General features: G+C 47.9%; 11 protein-coding genes. All 11 read right to left on the bottom strand.

Annotation, left to right across the window (positions count from 1 at the left end):
- Positions 1–19: 19 nt before the first annotated feature.
- Positions 20–1462 carry a sulfatase family protein gene (locus tag FHS57_RS01250; protein ID WP_374757993.1) on the bottom strand — a complete coding sequence of 481 codons (1443 nt, stop codon included), beginning with the start codon at positions 1460–1462 and terminating at the stop codon, positions 20–22.
- A 147-nt stretch (positions 1463–1609) separates the two neighbouring features.
- Positions 1610–3085, bottom strand: a complete 1476-nt coding sequence (locus FHS57_RS01245; RefSeq protein ID WP_183971042.1) for an arylsulfatase — start codon at positions 3083–3085, stop codon at positions 1610–1612.
- A gap of 111 nt (positions 3086–3196) precedes the next feature.
- Positions 3197–4768: a RagB/SusD family nutrient uptake outer membrane protein gene (locus tag FHS57_RS01240; RefSeq protein ID WP_183971041.1), complete on the bottom strand. Its 1572-nt coding sequence runs from the start codon at positions 4766–4768 to the stop codon at positions 3197–3199.
- A gap of 22 nt (positions 4769–4790) precedes the next feature.
- Entirely contained in the window at positions 4791–8234 is a 3444-nt protein-coding gene (locus FHS57_RS01235) for a SusC/RagA family TonB-linked outer membrane protein (protein WP_183971040.1), read from the bottom strand.
- Positions 8235–8255: 21 nt separating this feature from the next.
- Entirely contained in the window at positions 8256–9275 is a 1020-nt protein-coding gene (locus FHS57_RS01230) for a FecR family protein (protein ID WP_183971039.1), read from the bottom strand.
- A 59-nt stretch (positions 9276–9334) separates the two neighbouring features.
- Positions 9335–9940 (bottom strand): RNA polymerase sigma factor, encoded by a 606-nt coding sequence (locus tag FHS57_RS01225; protein WP_183971038.1) that lies wholly within the window; start codon positions 9938–9940, stop codon positions 9335–9337.
- Positions 9941–10117: 177 nt separating this feature from the next.
- Entirely contained in the window at positions 10118–11149 is a 1032-nt protein-coding gene (locus FHS57_RS01220; RefSeq protein WP_183971037.1) for a hypothetical protein, read from the bottom strand.
- Positions 11150–11167: 18 nt separating this feature from the next.
- Positions 11168–11890, bottom strand: coding sequence for a hypothetical protein (locus FHS57_RS01215; RefSeq protein ID WP_183971036.1), 723 nt, complete (start codon positions 11888–11890; stop codon positions 11168–11170).
- Positions 11891–12129: 239 nt separating this feature from the next.
- Positions 12130–18318 carry a T9SS type A sorting domain-containing protein gene (locus FHS57_RS01210; protein ID WP_183971035.1) on the bottom strand — a complete coding sequence of 2063 codons (6189 nt, stop codon included), beginning with the start codon at positions 18316–18318 and terminating at the stop codon, positions 12130–12132.
- Positions 18319–18471: 153 nt separating this feature from the next.
- Entirely contained in the window at positions 18472–19224 is a 753-nt protein-coding gene (locus FHS57_RS01205) for a LytR/AlgR family response regulator transcription factor (RefSeq protein ID WP_183971034.1), read from the bottom strand.
- Entirely contained in the window at positions 19221–21290 is a 2070-nt protein-coding gene (locus FHS57_RS01200) for a tetratricopeptide repeat-containing sensor histidine kinase (protein WP_183971033.1), read from the bottom strand. The genes FHS57_RS01205 and FHS57_RS01200 overlap by 4 nt, the downstream gene beginning before the upstream one ends.
- Between the last annotated feature and the right edge of the window lie 18 nt (positions 21291–21308).

Here is a 21308-nt window from a genome sequence, read left to right as displayed (position 1 = left end):
GACATTAGACGTACTATTGTTACTTCACCCTGCCGCTAGGCCGTACATTCTTACCTTCGCGTTTGGTGAGGTCATCGCCTAAGTCGTCGCGGGCTTCATCGGCTACTTTTTGAAGCTCCGTCACAATCTCAGGATAAAGCTCTTTCACGTCATAGCGCTCCGACGGGTCGCGGCGAAGGTCGTACAATGCCAACGGAAACGGGTGATTTTCGGGGGCTTTTCCTGGGAAACCGTCGTTGCCTGGCTGTTGCCCTTCGTAGGTGCGACCTTCGTGCGGCAATACGAGTTTCCAGTCATCGCGACGCACGGCTTCTAGGTTGTTGCGACGATAATAGTAGTAAAAATACTTCCGAGGCGTGGCGTCCATGTTGCCTTTGAGCAGGGGTAAAATATCCACCCCATCAATCTTTTTGGTAGGGAGTTTTGCCCCGCAGATGTTGGCGATGGTAGGCAGCAAATCAATCGTCGAAGTAAGTTTGTTACAAACGACTCCTTCGGGCGTGACACCTTTCCAGCGAACGATGCAAGGAACGCGCTGGCCGCCTTCAAAACTATTGCCTTTTCCTTCGCGCAAGCCGCCCGATGAGCCTGCGTGGTTTCCGTAGTTGAGCCAAGGGCCGTTGTCGCTCGTAAAAATCACCATTGTATTTTTATCCAACCCATTTTCTTTCAAGGCTTTCATGATTTCCCCTACCGACCAGTCGATTTCGAGCAGCACGTCACCGTAAGTTCCTTGGTTACTTTTGCCCTTAAACTTCGCCGACGCCGCAATCGGTACGTGGGGCATCGAATGCGGCAAATAGACAAAAAACGGCCCTTTTTTGTGCTTTTTAATAAAATTCACCGCCCGTTCGGTATAAATCCCCGTCAGTTTGGCTTGGTCATCGAGGGTTTTGATTTCTTGAATCGTGTCGTTGTTGCTCAACAAAGGCAAATATGGAAAACTCTTTTTGCGGTTGTCAGACTCGTTGGTAATCGGTTTTCCGTCGTAATGAACCGCCCACATATCGTTGGAGTAAGGCAAACCAACGTACTCATCAAAGCCTTGTTTGGTTGGTAAAAACTCAGGTTTATCGCCCAAATGCCATTTTCCAAACATGCCCGTGGCGTAGCCTTTTTCTTTCAACAACTCGGCAATCGTCGTTTCGTCGGGGTTTAATCCCACTTTAGCATTGGGAAACAACGCTCCCGAAATGCCAACGCGGTTGGGGTAACAGCCCGTCAGCAACGCTGCCCGCGAAGCGCTACATACCGCTTGGGCTGCCAAAAAATTGGTAAAGCGCACCCCTTCTCCCGCCAGTTTGTCGAGCTGAGGCGTACGGTATTGCAGCGCCCCATAACAACTCAAATCGCCGTAGCCCAAGTCATCCATAAAAATCAAAATGATGTTGGGCGAAGTGGCTTTGGGGGCTTGTTCGGTCGAAAAAATGGTAAAGGCCGAAATGCCGACCAAGGCACACATTGCAAAAAAAACAGTTGAAAGCTTTTTCATAATTTTAAGTGGCAAGCCACTGTTATCTGTTAATCGTTATTTGTTAACCGTTAATTACAAATCACAGTATATCAAACAATTATGCGACTACTCAAAAGTGAACGTAACTACTATTCACTACTTCTTCACTTCAAATTTTGGATCCACAAACTCCCATTCGTGAACGTGCGCGGGGCGGTGTTCGCGCTGTACGATTTCGTCAAACTCCTTGGCCAACTCGGGGTGAGCAGCGGCCACGTTGTTCCGTTCGCCAATGTCGGCTTTTAAGTTATAAATCTCCCATGCGCCGTTGCGGTTTGCTTTTACGTTTCGTTTTACACCCTTCCAATCTCCTTTCCGAATTGCCAGCTGCCCGCCATTTTCGGGGTATTCAAAATACAAATAAGGGTGTTGAACCTGCGTGGATTTTCCCAAAAGAGTGGGCAAAAACGAAACTCCGTCGGTCGGAAGGGCGGGTTTGGTTCCCAACAAATCGGCACAAGTTGCCAGCACATCGTACTGCGTCGAAACGTGGTCAGTGACTTGTCCAGGCTTGATTTTTCCTTTCCAATACGCAATCATTGGTACTCGGATTCCGCCCTCATATACGTCCATTTTTAGCCCACGAAACGGCCCCGCACTTTCAAAAAACGCCGCGTCCACGTGCTTCACAAACGTCGCCCCGTTGTCGCTCGAAAACATAATGATCGTGTTGTCTTCTATCCCGAGTTTTTTCACCAACTCCCAAATCTGCCCTACTTGCTTGTCCAAATACGAAATCATGGCCGCGTAGGTCGAGTACGGATACCGCGTGGAAGCATAGCCCGTTTGGCCACGGTAGGGCTTTTCGTCAAACTTCCCGATGTACTCTTTGACCGCCTCCGCGGGTGCTTGCAGCGACAAGTGAGGCAAGGTATAAGGCAAATACAGGAAGAAAGGACGGCTTTTGTTATCATTGATAAAGCCCGTTGCCTCTTCCGTCATTTTGTCGATGGCGTAGTCTTTCCCTACGTAATATTCGTAGTTTTCGTCCCCCTCAGGCATGGGGCGATGGACTTTGATGTAGGGGTTATTTAATGCCACTTTTTCCCCATTTTTCCACAAGTGGGTAGGATAAAAATTGTGCGATTGTTTTTGGCAAAGCAACCCGTAGAAGAAGTCAAAGCCTTGTTGATTGGGGTTTCCTGTGGTATTGGCCATCCCCATTCCCCATTTTCCAACCGCGCCCGTTTTGTAGCCCGATTTTTGGAACAAATGCCCAATGGTAAATGCACCTTCGTTCAACGGCATTTGTCCACCCTCTTTTTCGTCCTCAAAACCACCGAGTTCGTAATTTCCGCGAATGTAGGTATGGCCTGTGTGGCGGCCTGTCATCAATCCGCAGCGCGAAGGCGCACACACAGGCGCCGACGAATAATGCTGCGTAAAACGCATTCCGCCCGCCGCCAGTCGGTCGAGGTTGGGGGTTTTGATTTTCTTTTGCCCATACACACCTACTTCACCGTAGCCAAGGTCGTCGGCAAAGATATAGATGACGTTGGGTTTTGAGGTCGATTTTTGGGCCAATGCCATTGTTCCCCAACAAAGGAAAAGCAACAAAAGTACTCGTTTCATATTCTGCTTCGGTTGATTAAACCAGCGGTAGGAACGCACTTGACGTCCTACCGCTGATTGTTTGTTTTAAAATAGAAATGGAGTTGGATACTACTGATGTGTCAGGTCAAATTACCAGCCCGAATTTTGGGTAAGCTCGGGGTTGAGTTCGCGTTCTTTCTGTGGAATAGGCCAGAGGTAGTGTTTGGCAGGGTCAAAAACGCGGGTAAATGAGGCAATCTGAATGGTTTTCAAATCGGCACCGTCTGCGTACGTCATTCCATAAACATCTCCTACCATTGTTTTTTCGGCGGTTTTCCAGCGGCGAATGTCAAACAAACGAAGTCCTTCAAACGCCAATTCAAGCAAGCGCTCTTTACGGACGACATCGCGCAACTGTGCTTGCGATAGCCCCGTCGCCAAAGCAGGCAATTTCACATCGGCACGCTGACGAATTTGGTTAATGGCGTCGTAAACGGTGGCATCTATCTGATTAAGTTCAATTTTTGCTTCGGCATACGTAAGTAAAACTTCGGCATACCGCAACAAAACGATGTTGATTCCGCAGTTTCCACCCGTGGTTAAGTCTTCTTTGTTGATGTATTTTTTCAACACAAAACCCGTCGAAGTGGCTAGGTATGTATTGCCAATGGCATCGGCCGTTCCGCTTGTTGGACGCGGGTCAAATTTCTTCCCATCGGGCAAATCGTCGCCTTGTACAAAAATCGAGGCCCTCAAACGCGGGTCGCGGTTGGCATACGGATTTTTAGGATCAAAACCGCTGGTAGGGTCGGTAATGTCCTTGCCATTGGCCATCGGATACGCATCCACCAGCGCTTTGGTAGGCACGTAGGTATTGTTGGCCGTACGTTGGCTATACGGCCCCATGCTCGCAAACACGTTGTTGGAATAGGTATCCTTAATAAACTGTTTGTCCAAAATCACTTCTGAATTGTTTTCGGCTGCGTACGAGAAAAGGTTGGCATAACTCGAATACAAGGCGTACGTTTTTGAATCAATCACCGCTTTGGCCGCATCCGCCGCTTCTTGGTAACGCCCCGCCCAGAGCGCAGCCCGTGCTTTCAAGGCCAAGGCTGCCCCTTTAGTGATACGCCCTTTGTCGGTTTGGGCTGCGGGTAAATCGTTGGCCGCTTCGGTAAGTTCTTTGAGCACAAAATCCCAAATTTGGGCCGAGGATGCCCGCTTGAGCGTCCGTCCTTCTTCAATACCGATGGTCGTCGTTACCAAAGGTACATCTCCAAAAAGCCCCACGAGCTTGGTATATTGATACGCTCTAAGCGTACGTGCTTCTCCTTTGAGGCGGGCAATAAGGGCGGTGTTGGTCGTTTGGACTTTATCAATGTTGGCCAAAAAATCGTTGGCTAGGCGAATCCCACGGTAAGCCGACGTCCATTCGGTTTGAGGACGCGAATTGAGCGCATCGTGAATGCCTTTTTCAATGTTAGACTCTACTTGAAATACTTGGTTGACGTGCGAAATATCCGTGACGCCTTCAATGGCAAAGATGTTGACCCCGTCCAAAGCAGGATAGAGACCGTTTGAGGCAAGAATCGCGTCTCTTTCGGTTTTCCAGAAAATATCCGAAGAAATACGGTCGTTGGGCACGGTGTCAAGCAGGTTTTGTTCGCAACCCGACAATACACCTAAGCCTACGACAAGAGGGAAAATATATCTGATTTTCATTGTTTTAAGCTTTTCTTAAAGGTTAAAATTGTACATTAAGACCAACCGTGGTCAGCGACGTTTGAGGATAATAGGTCGCGCGTCCTGATTCTGCTTCGGGGTCGAGGTTCCATTCATTCAACTTCGAGAACGTAAGCAAGTTGGTACCGCTCACATAGACCGTAGCCCGCCCCGCTTTGATACGCTCCAGCAAGCCTTTTGGCAAGCTGTAAGACAATTGAATGGTTTTCATGCGGAAGTACGACCCGTCGATAATCATACGGTCAGACGTGGATACGTTGCGCAAATCCAATTTTACAGGACGAGGGAAACGCGCATTGGGGCGCTCGGGCGTCCAGTAGTTATCGGTATAAATTTTGTGCGTAAAACCTTCGTAGTTACCCATTTCGGCCAATGCCCCCGACAAACGCGTGTCCACATCCGCCGCACCTTGCCACTGGGTAAAGAGCGTAAAGTTTTTGTAGCTAAAATTGGTGTTTAGTCCAAAGGTGTAACGCGGGAACGTTAGACCAATAAACGTCATGTCATCGCTATTGATTTTTCCGTCGTTGTTCAAATCCACGTACTTCACATCGCCAGGTTTCATGTTAGGCACCAACGTAGGATAGGCTTTGATTTCGTCGGCCGTTTGGAACAACCCATCGGTTTTGTATCCCCAGTGGGCATTGTACGGCAAACCCTCTTTGATGATGTAGCGCGGGTCAATGTCCGTGCCTGAGATGTAAGGCCCGGTTTTGGCCAAATCAATCACTTTATTGTTGTTTTGGGCAAAGTTTCCGCCGATTTCGTACGAGAAACCACTCTTGGTTTTGTTGCGGTACGTCAAGCCCAATTCAATTCCTTTGTTCCCCACTTTTCCTGCGTTTTGCGGAGGGGCATTCAAACCTACGGTTGTTGGAATGGGTAGGTTTAGCAAAATACCGTCGGTCAATTTGTCGTAATAATCAAAGGTAAAGCTCAAACGATTGTTCCAAAGCTGCGCATCCAACCCAATGTCGGTTTGGGCGGTGGTTTCCCACGTCAAGTTCGGGTTGGCCAAGTTGGATTGAACGTAGCCTTGCACCACCGAGCCGCCAAACGTATAGGTAGAAGAGTTAAGGGTTTGGAAATAGCTGTACAAGCCTACTGCTTGGTTTCCAGTTCTTCCCCACGAACCACGCACTTTCAACTCACCCACCACGGCGCGGAGTGGCTCAAAGAACTTCTCCTCTGATAAACGCCAGCCTGCCGAAAACGACGGGAAGAAGCTATACACTTTGTCACCCGTAAAACGCGATGAGCCGTCGTAGCGCGCATTGGCTTCAAACAAATACTTGTCGGCCAAAGCGTAGTTTACCCGTCCAAAAAACGAGCGAAGTCCCCACTGAGAATCTACGCCACCGCTGTTTTTGTTGTTGTCAGAACCTGCGCCAATCGACTGCACATCGTTGTTATAAAAATCCTCCCGATAAGCATTGATGGTGTTGTATTTGTTCTGAATTTCTGAATACCCTACCAATGCTTTTACTTCGTGTTGACCAAACGTATTGCTGTACCCCAACAAATTATTGAGGGTTGTTTCGCGCGTTACGCTGCGGATTTCGGTCAAACTACTGCGCGGAATGGTTTTTCTGACCAACGATGGGTTGTAATAATCCAAGACCGTATAAGCATTGGTGTAGTTTTTGTTTTGCTCTGCCGTGTAGCGAATGGCGTATTGGCTGCTAAATTTCAAGTTCGGAATGATTTCCCATTCTACTTTTCCACTTCCAAACAAATAGTCCTGAATGTTCCGTGAAAGCCCTGCGATTTCGGCGTACATCAAGGGGTTATTGCCTTGAGCACTCACGCCGTAAGTACCATCAGGATACTTTGGAACAGCCCATAGCGACCCGTGAAACATGGTATTAAATACGTTGAACTCACTGATGGGCGTTTGCCAGTTGTTGTTGCGGTAGTTGATATCCACGCTTGCGCTCAACCGATTGGACACTTTAAAATCGGTATTGGCGCGGATTTCTTTCACATCGCTGTCAAAATTAGGGGCAATTCCTCCTTGTTTTTGGTAACGTACCCCTACACGGCCGCGAAAAAACTCATTTCCACCGCTAACCGACACGTTTTGGCTAAACTGCGGCGCTGCCCGTAACACGGTTTTAAACCACGTGTTGGGCAAAGGAAATTTAAGGCGGTCGGTGGCATTGACGTATTCTGAAATTTGGGCTTCGCTAAACTTCGCCGCTGCGCCCGAATTGATATATGCTACGTTTTGCAAACGCATGTAAGGCTCTAAATCCATCATTTCGGGTTTATTAATGGCATTTTGAACGGCATAAAAACCGCTGTAATCCACCACTGCTTTCCCCGACTTGGCGCGTTTGGTTGTCACGAGCACAACCCCGTTAGCCGCCCGCGACCCGTAAATCGCCGTCGATGAGGCGTCTTTTAGTACCGAAATGCTTTCAATATCATCGAGATTAATGGTGTTAAAAGGTTGTTCTACTCCATCTACGATAAACAACGGATCGTTTGAACTCAACGTAGTGATACCACGTACCCGCACCGTGGCACGAGAGTTGGGGCCAGGCGAACCACCACGGTCAAGAATCGTCACCCCAGGTGCAATCCCTTGCAAGGCTTGGTTGGCGTTCGACACGGGGCGGCGCGTTAGTTGTTCGCTTTTTACCTCAGCAACGGCACTGGTCAAGCTCGTTTTTTTCTGAACGCCGTAACCGACGACGACCACTTCACCGAGTGCCTTGGTGTCGGCGACCAGCGTGATAGTGAGGGCCGTGCGACCACCTACCACCACCTCTTGGGGTAAATAGCCCACGTAGCTAAACACCAACACCGCTTTTTCGTCGGGGACGGCGAGTTGAAATCCACCATTGACGTCGGTGGTTGTACCACGGTTAGTGCCCTTGAGCAAAATACTTACACCAGGCAAAACTTGACCGTTTTCTTCTGCCACTTTTCCCGCAATTTTTATATCCTCCAACACTACAGCACGGGTCGCTGAGGTTGGAAATTGAAGTTGCGAAGGCACCGTCCGAAGACTTGAGAAATCATTAGAAATCGTTCTAGTGCTGGGCAACGCTTCTGGACTTGGCTCGCTAGGTGTGAGAATTTCCTTGCCCGAAGTTTTTACTTTTTGGGTTTTAATAATGTAGGTATTTCTCACTTTTTTGTAGGTCAAACCCGCAGGGTTGAGGAGGTTCTCCAACACCTGTTCGAGTTTGCCACTGAGGGCGTCGGCTGCAATCAACCGATTCGGAATTTCGTCGGTTTTATACACCAAATGAATCCCAAATCGCGTTTCGGCATCGCGTAGCGCTTCTTTCAAAGGAATAGACGCTTTGCGGTCGGGTTGGGTCTTATTTTGCTGTGAAATGGTTGTGTAATTGGCGGCAAACACTTGCGCATTTGCTTTTTGAACAAAACCTGTTATCCCACAGACCAAAAAGGATAATAGTAATGGTTTGTACATGGTTTATCTCAAAAGTTAGGTTTATTTAATCGTTAGTTTTTTCTCTGATAGTTGGCAGTCGGCTTTTAGAAGATCGACCAAAATGTCCCGTACTTCTTCGGCACTCCCCGAAGGAATAGTTCCCGATATTTTTTCGTTGGCAAGGGCAGGGTTTTCAAAACTTACTTCAATCCCGAAGGTATCTTCGATGCGCTGGGCGACATCGCTCATTGCTTCGCCGTCCAAAATCCAGATGTTTTGTTGCCACGAACTGTACAGTTCGGTTCTTACTTTGCGCTGCGTCAAGCTACGGGTATCGGCCCGAAATTCCACCATGTCACCAGGCCGCAAGACCGCCGATTGTTGGGCAGCTTTGATTTGAACTTTTCCTGACTGAAGCACCACTTGGGTCGTTTTGCGGCGGTCTGAGACGTTGAACTCCGTCCCGAGTACTTCCACCACGAGGTCGTTGGTATGTACCCGAAACTTCGCATCGGTTGGCGTATGTTTCACATCGAAAAACGCTTCTCCTTGCAACCACACTTCCCGAATGGCCTTGTCTTTTAAATCTTCCGAAAACGACAAGGTGGAGTTGGCATTCAAGTTAACCACCGAACCGTCGGGCAACTCAACTTTGCGAGTTTCGCCGTAAGAAGTAGCGTACGAGACTGTGGTGGGTTGCGACGTGTACCAAGCAGCTACCACACCGCCTACCAGCAACACCACAGCGGCGGCTACCCAGCTCAATCGTTTCACAAACGAGCGGCGTAAAGGCACGACGGGAGCGTCTTGCGGCGACAATGGCAAGCCAATGGTTTGCTCAAGTCGGGTTTTGAGGGCCTGAACTTTCGCTTCTGGCATGTCAGGCAAACGAACTTCGACTCGTTGTACCAACTGTCGGGCTTCTTCCATCGTCGTTTGGCGTTCAGGATAGGTGTGGAGAAATTCGTTCCAAAATTGATCCGCTTCTCCCGAAGGATTTCGTACCCAATCTTGGAAAAAGTCATCGGCTGCGAGTTGCACAGCGTCAAAGGAGGCGTATTTTGTTAAGGGTTCAGGCATTCTCTCGGAGGCATTATACCACATAGAGAAACGAAGTGCGAAGATTACCTCTTTCTTTTTTAAAAAAATTTATAAAAAAATTTCAACAGCCCAAAAACAGCCACAAATATCCAACTATCGCGCAGTTGGCCGAGGGCTTTGTAGATAAGATTATAGACCGAATGACGCGTTAGCGACATCATTTCGGCGATTTCGTCGTAGCTTAAATTATCGTAAAAACGAAGAAGAAGCGCTTCTTGCTGACGCTTAGGGAGTTGAGCAATGTGTTTTTCGAGCTGATGTTTTTGAAGGGATTCGGTTTCTTGGTTGACAAACCACGTATCGACGGGCTCGATGTAGTCCTCATTTATCTCTTCAAATTCAGAAAGTTGCGTATGTCTCGACTGCCGATTGAGGTACTTGAGCAGTTTGGTTTTTAGGGATTTACACAAATAAAATTGAATGTTATTTGCCTCAACTTCACTTAACGACGCTCGGTATTTCCAGATATCCTCAAATACATCATGGATGGCATCCGTCAGTAGTTCTTCATCGTTGCAAAGTCGGCGGCCAAATTTGTACAAGATTTGTATATACCCATCGTATAATTCGCCCAAAGCATAGTTATCACCCGCCCTGAGTCGATTCCAACTTGTCAAATGTGTCTCCTTTTGGTCAGAATTCATACCTGCATAAAATGAAAGCCGAGTTTCTCAAGGCAAAAATAGAATATATAAACAATAGGTTATATAAATTTCTTTTAAATCTTTTAAAATCGTGGAAAAGTACAAAACAACATAAACAAATAAAAACAAAAGAGGCTGTTTGGTGAAACAGCCTCTTTTAAAAGAAAAAACGAACAGTTACTTCAAGCCCAACAAGAAGCCAATGGTAAAGTTGGCATCCCAGTCAAAAACAAAGGTTTTGCAACCCGTGGCATCAGCAACGGCTTTATAAATATTTCCTCCTGCTTTTGATTTGGCTTTGTCGAGTTTGTACGCCTCGGCGGCCTTCAAAACGGTATATCTTTCTTTGCCATTTCGTACCTCTTTGGCCAAATCAAACGGCACACCGCCAATGATAAAGCATATTTCTCGCTTGCTTTTGGGCACTTGTTTCGACATTGCCCCTACTTCTTCATACACTTTGTCGTCGGCTACTCCTTTTTCGTAGTACTTAGCGCCGTACGTTTCAAGGGTCTTGATAGCACCACCTTCACTCCAAGCGATTTTGGTATTTCCTGAACCAATGTCGGTAAAGAAGCCTTTGTCGTTAAATGAAGCAGGCAAGGCACACTTCAAGCCCAATGAACCTTCTTGGTCGGGCGTTACGGTGTTGACCATGTACCCCATATCCTTCAATACTTTGATAATTTTACCCGTCACTTCCGCTTTCAATGCGCCCGAACTCACCACAAAGTGAATGTCTTTGCCACTTACGCCGTGGTCCATCATGTTACCGATGTAGCGTTTCAGGCCAATGCGGATGTCGTAGTCAGAAGCCATGTTTTCGATGACCATGCTGTTACCAAACTCAGCGTGTTCGAGCTTCCAATTTTTGTCTTTGTCGATGTTCACCACAAACGAGTTAAACCCGCTGGCTCCCAATTCGACGACACCTTTGAGCTTCCCGTCCACGGGCTCAGGAGCCGTATAAGAAAAAGCCCCAGCCGTCGAAGTAGCCTCTGCCGACGACTCACTGCTGGCCGAAGAAGAACTCTCGTCCGAAGCTGTCGATTCAGTTGTTGTACTTGCCGACGGGCCACCTTCGGGCGATTTGGTCGTCAGTTCTGTTATGGCTTTTTTAGGATCGGGGCCCAAGAAATAATACCCTGCGCCCAATAACCCCGCGATGAATAAAATCAAAAGGACTTTGCCTGCACCTGTTAGATTCATAGTAGTTGTGGTTAAATTTTACGAAATATACTGCTTTATGCCGTTTTCAATCAAGCTAATTTCACTGGCAACGCCTTCTTTGGCCGTCACGGTAGCCTGAATTTTTTGCTCAATTTCGGCAAACTTATCCGTAAACTTACTATCTATTCCGTTGAGCGCCGCTAATTTCTCGGTTTGTATTTTTTCCAAATTGGCAATTTCTTGCTTCAACTTAGCCAACTGTTGCTCAATGGTATTGACTTCGGTATTGAGCTGCTGTTGTTCTTTGGCTTTTTCGGTGGTGAGGGCGTTTTTCTTTTGCTCTCCTGCCGAAACCGTCGCTTCAAACGCTTTTTGTAATTCTGTTTTATAAAAAGCCGCCGACTCCAGCAAAAACTGTTGATTACAATTAGGATTCAGGAGTTTAGCGCCTTCATAGGCCGTCTTAAAATGCTCTACACTGGGGTTGGTGCTCGTCCGCAATAACATTTGCGAAAACTCATAAAAATCGAAACCAGGCTGATTTTTTTCTTCCAAAATCTTCCGAAAACGGTTTCGTAGGTCTTCCACGAAGTCGTTAGAAGCGGGGGCCACAAACACAGGCGCACTCACGGGTGTGCTTTTAGGCGGCGCGGAAGGAGCGGGTGCGGACGCAGGTGCGGCTGGTTTTTCTTCAGCTTTTTGGTCGTCTAGTACCACAAAAACTCCTGCTAAATCGCGGAGCCAACCGCTCATTTTACTTTTTTGGGGTTCGTCTGCCACTGTTGTAAAGGTTTGATGTTTTCAATGATTGTTTCGATGCGAACGCGTATTACCACGAAAGTTATAAAAACCTTCGTATAAGGCTGATAAAGGTAGAAAAGATTTTGTTGAGAGGGTATGGGTAAGTAGAAGAGTGGTTGAAAACGGGGCTGGTTTTAGGATTTTTGAGGATGAATTTTACAAAAAAACCGCCGCCCCCAAAAAAGAGGCGGCGGTTCAACTACACTTTATGAAAAACCCTACTCTATTTTTAAAACTTTTAACGTACGAACCGATTGGGCTGTGTTTACACTCAAAAAATACACACCAGGTGCTAATTTATCCACCGAAATTTCTTCCGTATGTGCATCAGTATCAGCGGTAAATGCACGGCTTAACACCTGACGTCCCGAAGCGTCCATCAACGAAGTCTGTACTACTTGCCCCTTACTGCCTTGTACCTTCAAACGGAGAATGTTAGTGACAGGATTGGGCAGAACGGTGGCGAAAGACCCGTTATCGGTGGATTTTAGCCCCTTCCAGGGTGACAAATTAGTTGCCGTGCGACGCGACCCTTGCTCTTTGCCATTTGCCCCTTGCCCACTGCCCTTTGCCTCTTCTCTTGCTGCACCCACACCTACCCCGTCTCGCGATTGGATTCGGAACCAATATTCCTGATAAGCCAAGACATTGCCTTGCGCTTGGCGGGTGGAGGGATAAATACTTCCCCAGCCTTTTTGGTCCCAATACCGAATACTCAATTTGTATAAACCTTTCGGTAACCCTGAATCATAGGCATTTCCTCCCGCACCGTTGTCGGCGTAGAAACCATAGGCTGGGTGATTTTGGGCGTATAGCTCCGTCCAGCCTTCACGATTGGCATACATAAAATAAGGGGCATTGTTTTCGTGGGTATTAAACGAACGAACCACACCCATTTCGGGGGTTGCCAACATATCAAAAGTCAGCGAGCCGTTTGTTCCCAAGGCACAGGCATCAGCATTGATTGTCCAGAAACGAGGAGCTATTTTATTGGGATTTTCCACAAAAAAGAGCGTCGGATTTTGCTGGGTACTTTGTTCTAACGTAGGACCACCATCGCGCGTGATGAATTGGCTAGACCACGCTGCTCGGTCGTTTATTTTTACCGACGACCTTGATTCGCCAATGTTAATCAACGTAACCACGAAGGCATTCCAATAGACCTCTTTACGGTTACTTTCTTGGCTTTGGCAGCCGCCGTCAAAAAGGCATTTGGCCCAGTAGGTCTGTTTGGTTACGTTGCTAAATGCCACTTCAAAACTTGTCGCGGTGATACCCGTATTCCAGTACGTTCGACTTCCTGCGGGGCAATTGGCTGAGACAACAACGGTCGTTCCTGTACATACAATTTCTTGCGAAACAGTCACGACGGGCGCTTGAACAGTCGTTTGTAGCGTAAAAGTCACGACTTGGCTTTTTTCGCTTACGCAACCCATTTCCGTCTGACAACGAGCGTAGTAAGAAGTCGTTTCGGCAGGAATAGTGGAAGGTAGATTAGGCAAAGCCACGTTGGTAGTGGCATTGTACCAAACCGTTTTTAGGATTCCGCAAGATGATTGTCCGCTAAAACTTGCGGTTGGGTTGCAACTGGTTTCGGGAAAAAGGGACACTTGAGGAGCCGCGGGAATTGGGACTAATTTTAACCGCATCACCCCAGACTCGCTTTCTACACAAGACGGAATACCATTGGCCTCACGACAGCGCACACGGTAGTTGTGGTACTGATTGTCTGCCAGTCCTATGGGTACTCCAGTGGTATATTCACCGCCGTCAACGGAGTAAACAATGATTTCTCCCGCCCCACAAGTCGCTGTAAACGAGAGAGGAGCTGTTGATAAAGCACAAACTTCTTTGGTTTCGCCGACTGACACCACTACGCCATCAGCTGTCAGCGATACATTTTGGGGAACAGAAGCTCGATAGTTGATAGTTACTTCAATCACCCCCGAATAAGTGGCGGGACAATTGGCGTCGCAGGCCGCTTGGTAACGGTGGAGTTGGTTATTGGAAGATTGGGAAATTGGCGGATTAGTAGCCCAATTGCTCCATACGCCACTGCCTACTTGCACTCGCCAAACGGGAGAAAGCGAAACGCACAAACCCAAAACACTAAACTGTAAACTATTGACAGGATTGGCGTCTGTGTCGCAGAATACCTGGTTATTGCCTTCGTTTAGTACTTGGCTTTGAACTTGTAACGCAATGGAAGGTTTTGTTTGGATAGTAATCGTCGCTACTCCCCCCAATGGTTGCGAACACCCATTCGCATCGCTTACCGACACCAACGTCAAGGTTTGATTCGCCGTCGCGCTCGGGACACTGACTGTTGCCGTTCCACCTGTTAATACCGTCGTTTGGTTGCTGCCACCGTTTATTGTGTAAGTGACGGTCGCGCCGCTGGTACCGCTCAAAGTAAAGGTGGCGGTGTTGTTGGCACAAATGGGACTGTTGTTTGATGTAATAGAGGCGGTTGGTAAATTGTTGACCGTCACTGTTGAAGTCCCCGTCAGGTTTTGGCTGCAAGTCCCATCGCTTACCGACACCAGCGTCAAGGTTTGATTCGCGGTTGCACTCGGGACACTGACTGTTGCCGTTCCACCTGTTAATACCGTAGTTTGGTTGCTGCCACCGTTTATTGTGTAAGTGACGGTCGCGCCGCTGGTACCGCTCAAAGTAAAGGTGGCGGTGTTGTTGGCACAAATGGGACTGTTGTTTGATGTAATAGAGGCGGTTGGTAAATTGTTGACCGTCACCGTTGAAGTCCCCGTCAGGTTTTGGCTGCAACTTCCGTCGCTTACCGATACCAACGTCAAGGTTTGATTCGCCGTCGCGCTTGGTACGCTGACCGTTGCTGTTCCTCCCGTTAGTACCGTCGTTTGGTTGCTGCCTCCGTTGAGGGTGTAAGTGACAGTCGCGCCGCTGGTACCGTTCAAGGTAAATGTGGCCGTACTGTTGGCACAAACGGGGCTGTTGTTTGATGAAATGGAAGCGGTTGGTAAATTGTTGACCGTCACCGTCGAAGTTCCTGTTAGATTTTGGCTACAACTTCCGTCGCTTACCGAGACTAGCGTCAAGGTTTGATTCGCTGTAGCGCTCGGGACACTGACCGTTGCTGTTCCACCCGTTAGTACCGTCGTTTGATTGCTGCCTCCATTTATTTTGTACGTAACAGTCGCGCCGCTGCTGCCGCTTAAAGTAAAGGTAGCCGTACTGTTGGCACAAACTGGGCTATTGTTTCCTGAAATGGACGCCGTGGGTAAATTGTTTACCGTTACCGTGGAAGTCCCCGTCAGGTTTTGGCTGCAACTTCCATTAGTTACTGAGACTAGCGTCAGTGTTTGATTCGCCGTAGCGCTCGGGACACTGACCGTTGCCGTTCCGCCCGTCAACGTAATCGTTTGGTTGCTGCCACCGTTGAGGGTGTACGTGACGATTGCGCTGCTAGTGCCGCTCAAGGTAAAGGTAGCCGTACTGTTGGCACAAACGGGACTGTTGTTTGATGAAATGGACGCCGTGGGTAAATTGTTTACCGTTACCGTTGAAGTTCCCGTCAAGTTTTGAGTGCAACTTCCATCGCTTACCGACACTAAAGTCAAGGTTTGATTCGCCGTCACGCTCGGGACACTGACCGTTGCTGTTCCGCCCGTCAACGTAATCGTTTGATTGCTGCCGCCGTTTATTGTGTACGTAACAGTCGCGCCGCTGGTGCCGCTCAAGGTAAAGGTAGCCGTACTGTTGGCACAAACGGGACTATTGTTTGATGAAATAGAGACGGTTGGTAAATTGATGACCGTCACCGTTGAAGTTCCCGTTAGATTTTGGCTACAACTTCCGTCGCTTACCGAGACTAGCATCAGTGTTTGATTCGCCGTCACGCTTGGTACGTTGACCGTTGCTGTTCCACCCGTCAACGTAATCGTTTGATTGCTTCCGCCGTTTATTGTGTATGTGACCGTCGCGCCGCTGGTTCCACTCAAAGTAAAGGTGGCGGTGTTGTTGGCACAAACGGGGCTGTTGTTTGCTGTGATGGAGGCGGTTGGGGAATTGTTGACCGTCACCGTTGAAGCTCCTGTGAGGTTTTGGCTGCAACTTCCATCGCTTACCGACACCAACGTCAAGGTTTGATTCGCCGTCGCGCTTGGTACGCTGACCGTTGCTGTTCCGCCCGTCAACGTAATCGTTTGGTTGCTGCCGCCGTTTATTGTGTACGTGACAACCGCGCCAACAGTACCGCTCAAGGTAAAGGTAGCCGTACTGTTGGCACAAACGGGGCTGTTGTTTGATGAAATGGAAGCGGTTGGTAAATTGTTAACCGTCACCGTCGAAGTTCCCGTCAGGTTTTGGTTGCAACTTCCGTCCGTTACGGACACTAACGTCAAGGTTTGATTCGCCGTCGCACTCGGGACACTGACTGTTGCTGTTCCACCCGTTAATACCGTAGTTTGGTTGCCACCGCCGTTTATTTTGTACGTGACAACCGCGCCAACAGTACCGCTCAAGGTAAAGGTAGCCGTACTGTTGGCACAAACGGGGCTGTTGTTTGATGAAATGGAAGCGGTTGGTAAATTGTTAACCGTCACCGTCGAAGTTCCCGTCAGGTTTTGGTTGCAACTTCCGTCCGTTACGGACACTAACGTCAAGGTTTGATTCGCCGTCGCACTCGGGACACTGACTGTTGCTGTTCCACCCGTTAATACCGTAGTTTGGTTGCCACCGCCGTTTATTTTGTACGTAACAGTCGCGCCGCTGGTGCCGCTCAAAGTAAAGGTGGCGGTACTGTTGGCACAAACGGGACTGTTATTTGCTGAAATAGAAGCGGTAGGCAAATTATTGACCGTCACCGTTGAAGTCCCCGTCAGGTTTTGGCTGCAACTCCCGTCCGTTACAGACACTAACGTCAAAGTTTGATTCGCCGTCGCGCTTGGTACGCTGACCGTTGCTGTTCCGCCCGTTAGTACGACTGTTTGATTGCTGCCTCCATTTATTTTGTACGTAACAGTCGCGCCGCTGGTGCCGCTCAAGGTAAAGGTAGCCGTACTGTTGGTACAAACGGGACTGTTATTTACTGAAATGGAGGCGGTTGGAGAATTATTGACCGTCACCGTTGAAGTTCCCGTCAAGTTTTGAGTGCAACTTCCATCAGTTACAGAGACCAGCGTCAAGTTTTGATTCGCCGTCGCGCTTGGTACGCTGACTGTTGCCGTTCCGCCTGTTAACGTAATTGTTTGGTTGCTGCTACCGTTTATTGTGTACGTGACCGTCGCGCCGCTGGTGCCGCTCAGGGTAAATGTGGCGGTGCTGTTGGAACAAACGGGGCTATTGTTTCCTGAAATGGAGGCCGTAGGGGGCGAAACTGTAAAAGTACTGCTTGGCCCCGCCGCCGCCGCACTATTGCCGACTCCATCGGTAGCCGTATTCGCGTTTATACTAAACCCTATTGTTCCTGCCCCTGTAATTCCACTCAAAGTTACCGTTCGAGTTGCTGTTCCTGCCCCTGAAACCCCTACGGTGGCAGTAGCCGAGCCCGTGGTAGTAAGTGTGATGTTGGAGGCTGCTAAGGTAACGTTGGAGGCTCCCGTGTAAGTAACGGTATAATTAACTGAACCACAAGCGACGGTCGTTGAACTTGGAGCACCAATACTTACCGTTGGGGGTGACTTGTCAATGGTATAAACCTCTCCTGAGTTGTAAGGAACCGTGACCGTTGGGTTTACCCCTGTCGCATTTGCCATGTCTAATCGAATCGTGCCGTCTCCTGTACCTGTATTGACAGGCACCGTCCAGGTAGTACCTGAACCAGAAGGTGTCCCTACACTTGCCCCTGTAACACTTCCCGTTGTGGTGAGCGAAAAGTTGCTGGCTGACACCCCTGTGACACTTCCTGAAAAAGTGACGGTATAATTCACGACACTCGAATTGGAAGGACTAGCAGATGCCCGCACAATGGACGAGACCGTGGCCCCACCACCACCCGCGACCGATACCAACGTGGCATGAATATAGAACATTGGGGGGGCTGGATTGATTGTAGTACCACATCCGTTTCTGTGGATTGAGAAGGAGTATTTCCCCGATACAGTAGGTGTATAGTTGATTTGTGGGTTATTATTGCAGGTGTTATCATTCCACGCTACTACTACATCGGACGGGTTTCGGATTGTCAAGTACGTATCCTCTCCCACGTTTTCACAACCGTCAAATCGGTAACTATTCCCCGCAGTGAGGTTGACCTCCACATATTCCCCTGGCCACATGCTATTGACTAACTCTGACCGCGTTCCCACGGTTAGGCCATCAGGAGTAGTAAAATTGGTACTAACAAACGCTTGAGTTCCTTTGGGACATTGGGCATGGCTTTGCAATAGCCCTAGAAGCATAAAGAACACCCCCAGTACATAGTTTTTCATAGACGAAGCAAGTAAGGTTTTGAAAACAATCGTGCCAAACGACGCTGTGGCAACTACGAAAATAGATGCCTGATTTGAGTCGAATCGGGTAGATGTATAAGCGCCTCTTACTGCCCAGTAAGTGCTAATAAAAAACCAACAACTGTTTGGGTTTTATTGTAAAAATCGGCTCATCGCATTGAGTAGCGCATCTTTTCGGCGAACAGCAACGGGAACTGTTGCGCCCCCAAGCATGATGAGTTGTCCACCGTCTGTTTTATCAAATTTTTTAATTTGATTGAGGTTCACAATGTACGAATGGTGCGAACGGATAAAGTGCGCGCTTTCAAGTAGTTTTTCGTATTCGCCAAGGTTTTTTGAGACTAAAATTTCTTGGTCGTCGATGAGTTTAAATGCCGTGTAACTTCCTTCGGCTCGGCAATAAACAATGTCTGAGAGGGTAACCACATAAATGGTGTCGGCATCACGCAGCACCATTTTACGGTTTTGGTGGGTGAGTTTTTCTAGGTTTTCGCGTAAAATTTCAAGTTGAAGGTGCGTTTGACTAAATTGGAGTTGTTGTTTGGCGCGGTGGATGGCCGCTTGGAGGTCGTCGGCATCAATCGGTTTGAGTAAATAATCCAAGGCTGATAGTCGAAAAGCATCTACCGCAAATTCGTTGTGAGCCGATACCAGCACCACTTGAAAAGAGCGAGCAGGCATTGCTTTGAGCAAATCAAGGCCCGTTCCGTCGCCTAGCATTACATCCAAAAAAACAATATCGACGGCATGCGTGCGCAGCCACTCTTGTGCCTCCTGCAAGGAGCCTGCTTCCCCTACAATTTGTATTTCTGGGAAAAACTGTTCGATTAATTGCCGCAATCCGCGACGGTGTACTTCTTCGTCGTCAATCAAAAAACAGTTCATACTTCAATTAGGGGTAGGAGAAACAGCACTTGGGTGCCGATTACTTGTTCGTGTTCGAGAATATCTTCTACGGTAAAATCTATTTTGCCCCGTACTTGTTTGTTCAAAATCGCGATGCGTTCTTTCGTAATTTGGGTGGCCAACGACTGCTTTTCGGCCTCTGGTATAAGCGTTGCTGCTTTCTGTCGTCCTATGCCATTATCCTTAATAATCAACCGAATACCTGCGCCATATTTTTGAAAAACTACCTCAATTTTGCCTTTTTGGGTCAACGTACGAATGCCGTGTTCGAGGGCATTTTCCAAAAAAGGCTGGGCAAGCATGGGAGGAACGCCCCACTCTTCCGCCAACACGCCCTCTTCTAGCCTTATTTCATAATCAAACTGATTCCCAAATCTAATTTTCTGAATTTCGAGGTAGTTTTGCGTCATGGATACTTCTTCCGCAATCGCAATAAACTCTACTCGGCTAGTTTCCAGCACGGAACGCATCAATTTAGCAAATTTCGATAAATAAGAAACCGCTTGCATGGGTTCTTTCTTTTCTAACAAATACGTCTGAATGGAAGACAATACATTGAAGAAAAAGTGAGGATTGATTTGGGTTCGTAACAGTTTTTGATTGATATCTAGTACTTGATTTTGTTTCTTGAGAATTTGATGGCGGGCATAAAAAGCTGTTAGCAACACCACTCCAAACAAAATAACCCCCGACAGCGCAAACCACAGGTTGCGCTCTTGTAGCTCCAACGTTTGAATTTGATTTTGACGGTTCAATTCTCTGATTTCGTATTCTTTACGCTCAGTTTCGTACTTTACCTGAAGTTCGTGGATTTTCGATAAGCTCTTTTCGTTCAAAATACTGTCTTGCATTTTGGCTTTTTGCCGCTGATAAACCAGCGCCTTCGCAAAATCGTTTTGTTTTTCGTAGCTTTTGGTAAGGGTGTTGTACAATTTGCTCAGTACCTCTCGGTCGTTGAGTTCTTCGGCCAAGACAATGGCTTCTTGGGCGGTTTTTTGTGCCTCAGGAATGCGGTCCAACTGTAAATAAATACGGGCTAGATTCGACATGGCGTTGAGCCGTGGCCTTTTTGCTTTAAGCTTATCGGCATATTCAATGCTTTGAAGAAAGTATGCCTCCGCTTCTTTGTATTTATTCCGCACCGATTCGATACTGCCAAGGTTATTTAGGCGGTTGGAGGCACCCAAATAATCTTTCATTTGATAGGCAATATCAAGGGCACGTTTGTTCATTTTGAGGGCTTCGTCGTACTGGTTGGTTAACGTGTAGTACGTCCCTAAGTTGCTCAAACACACCGCTATGTAAGGAGTTCGATTGAGTTTTTCGGCGTACATTAACGCTTCTCGGTAGTAAAACTCACATTTGTCCAATTGCTTCGTTTTACTGTAAATATTTCCGTACCCTTGCGCGGCTAAGTAGTGGAGTTCATCCGATTGGCTTTCTCGCGCTACTTTTTCCACTTCGTGAATGGCTTCGAGCGACTTTTCGTAATCGTTTTCCGCGGCATAGCTGATGGAAATGTTATTATACATCGCGGCCCGAAACCGCGCATAGCGCTTGGGCTCGCGGGTTTTGTTGTATAACTCGTTGTATTTTAGGGCTTCAAAATAATAAGCGCGCTCCTTGGCAGGTTTGCCATGATACGATTGATAAATGCCTAAGGCGTGGTTGGCTTTCAGTAGCCCTTTGGTATCATTCGTTTTGGTAAAATACTGAAGGCTACGCGTTTGCAATCTCAGCGAACTATCAGGAAGTGTACGTACAACGGAGGCGGCCAAGTAATGTTCTAGCCACGCTTTTGTTTCATCTTCAGTGATGGTAGGTAGCAATGGAACGCCCCATTGAATGTATTTACGAACCGAATCGCTCTGATTCATGGCGCTAAATACATCACACAACTGCACCAACGCCTCGCCTCGGGCATTGGGGTTGAAGTTGGCATAAAACTTTTGAAGTAACGCCTTGGGTTCTTCGACGGTTTGCCCCCATAGGGTAGCATGGGAAACACTTAAAATAACGAGTAGGGTGATTTTCCGAAAAAGCATACGTTTTATACCGTTGAT

It is taken from the genome of Runella defluvii (assembly GCF_014195535.1).
Taxonomy (GTDB): Bacteria; Bacteroidota; Bacteroidia; order Cytophagales; family Spirosomataceae; genus Runella; species Runella defluvii.
This window is presented reverse-complemented; position numbering and strand designations above follow the sequence as displayed.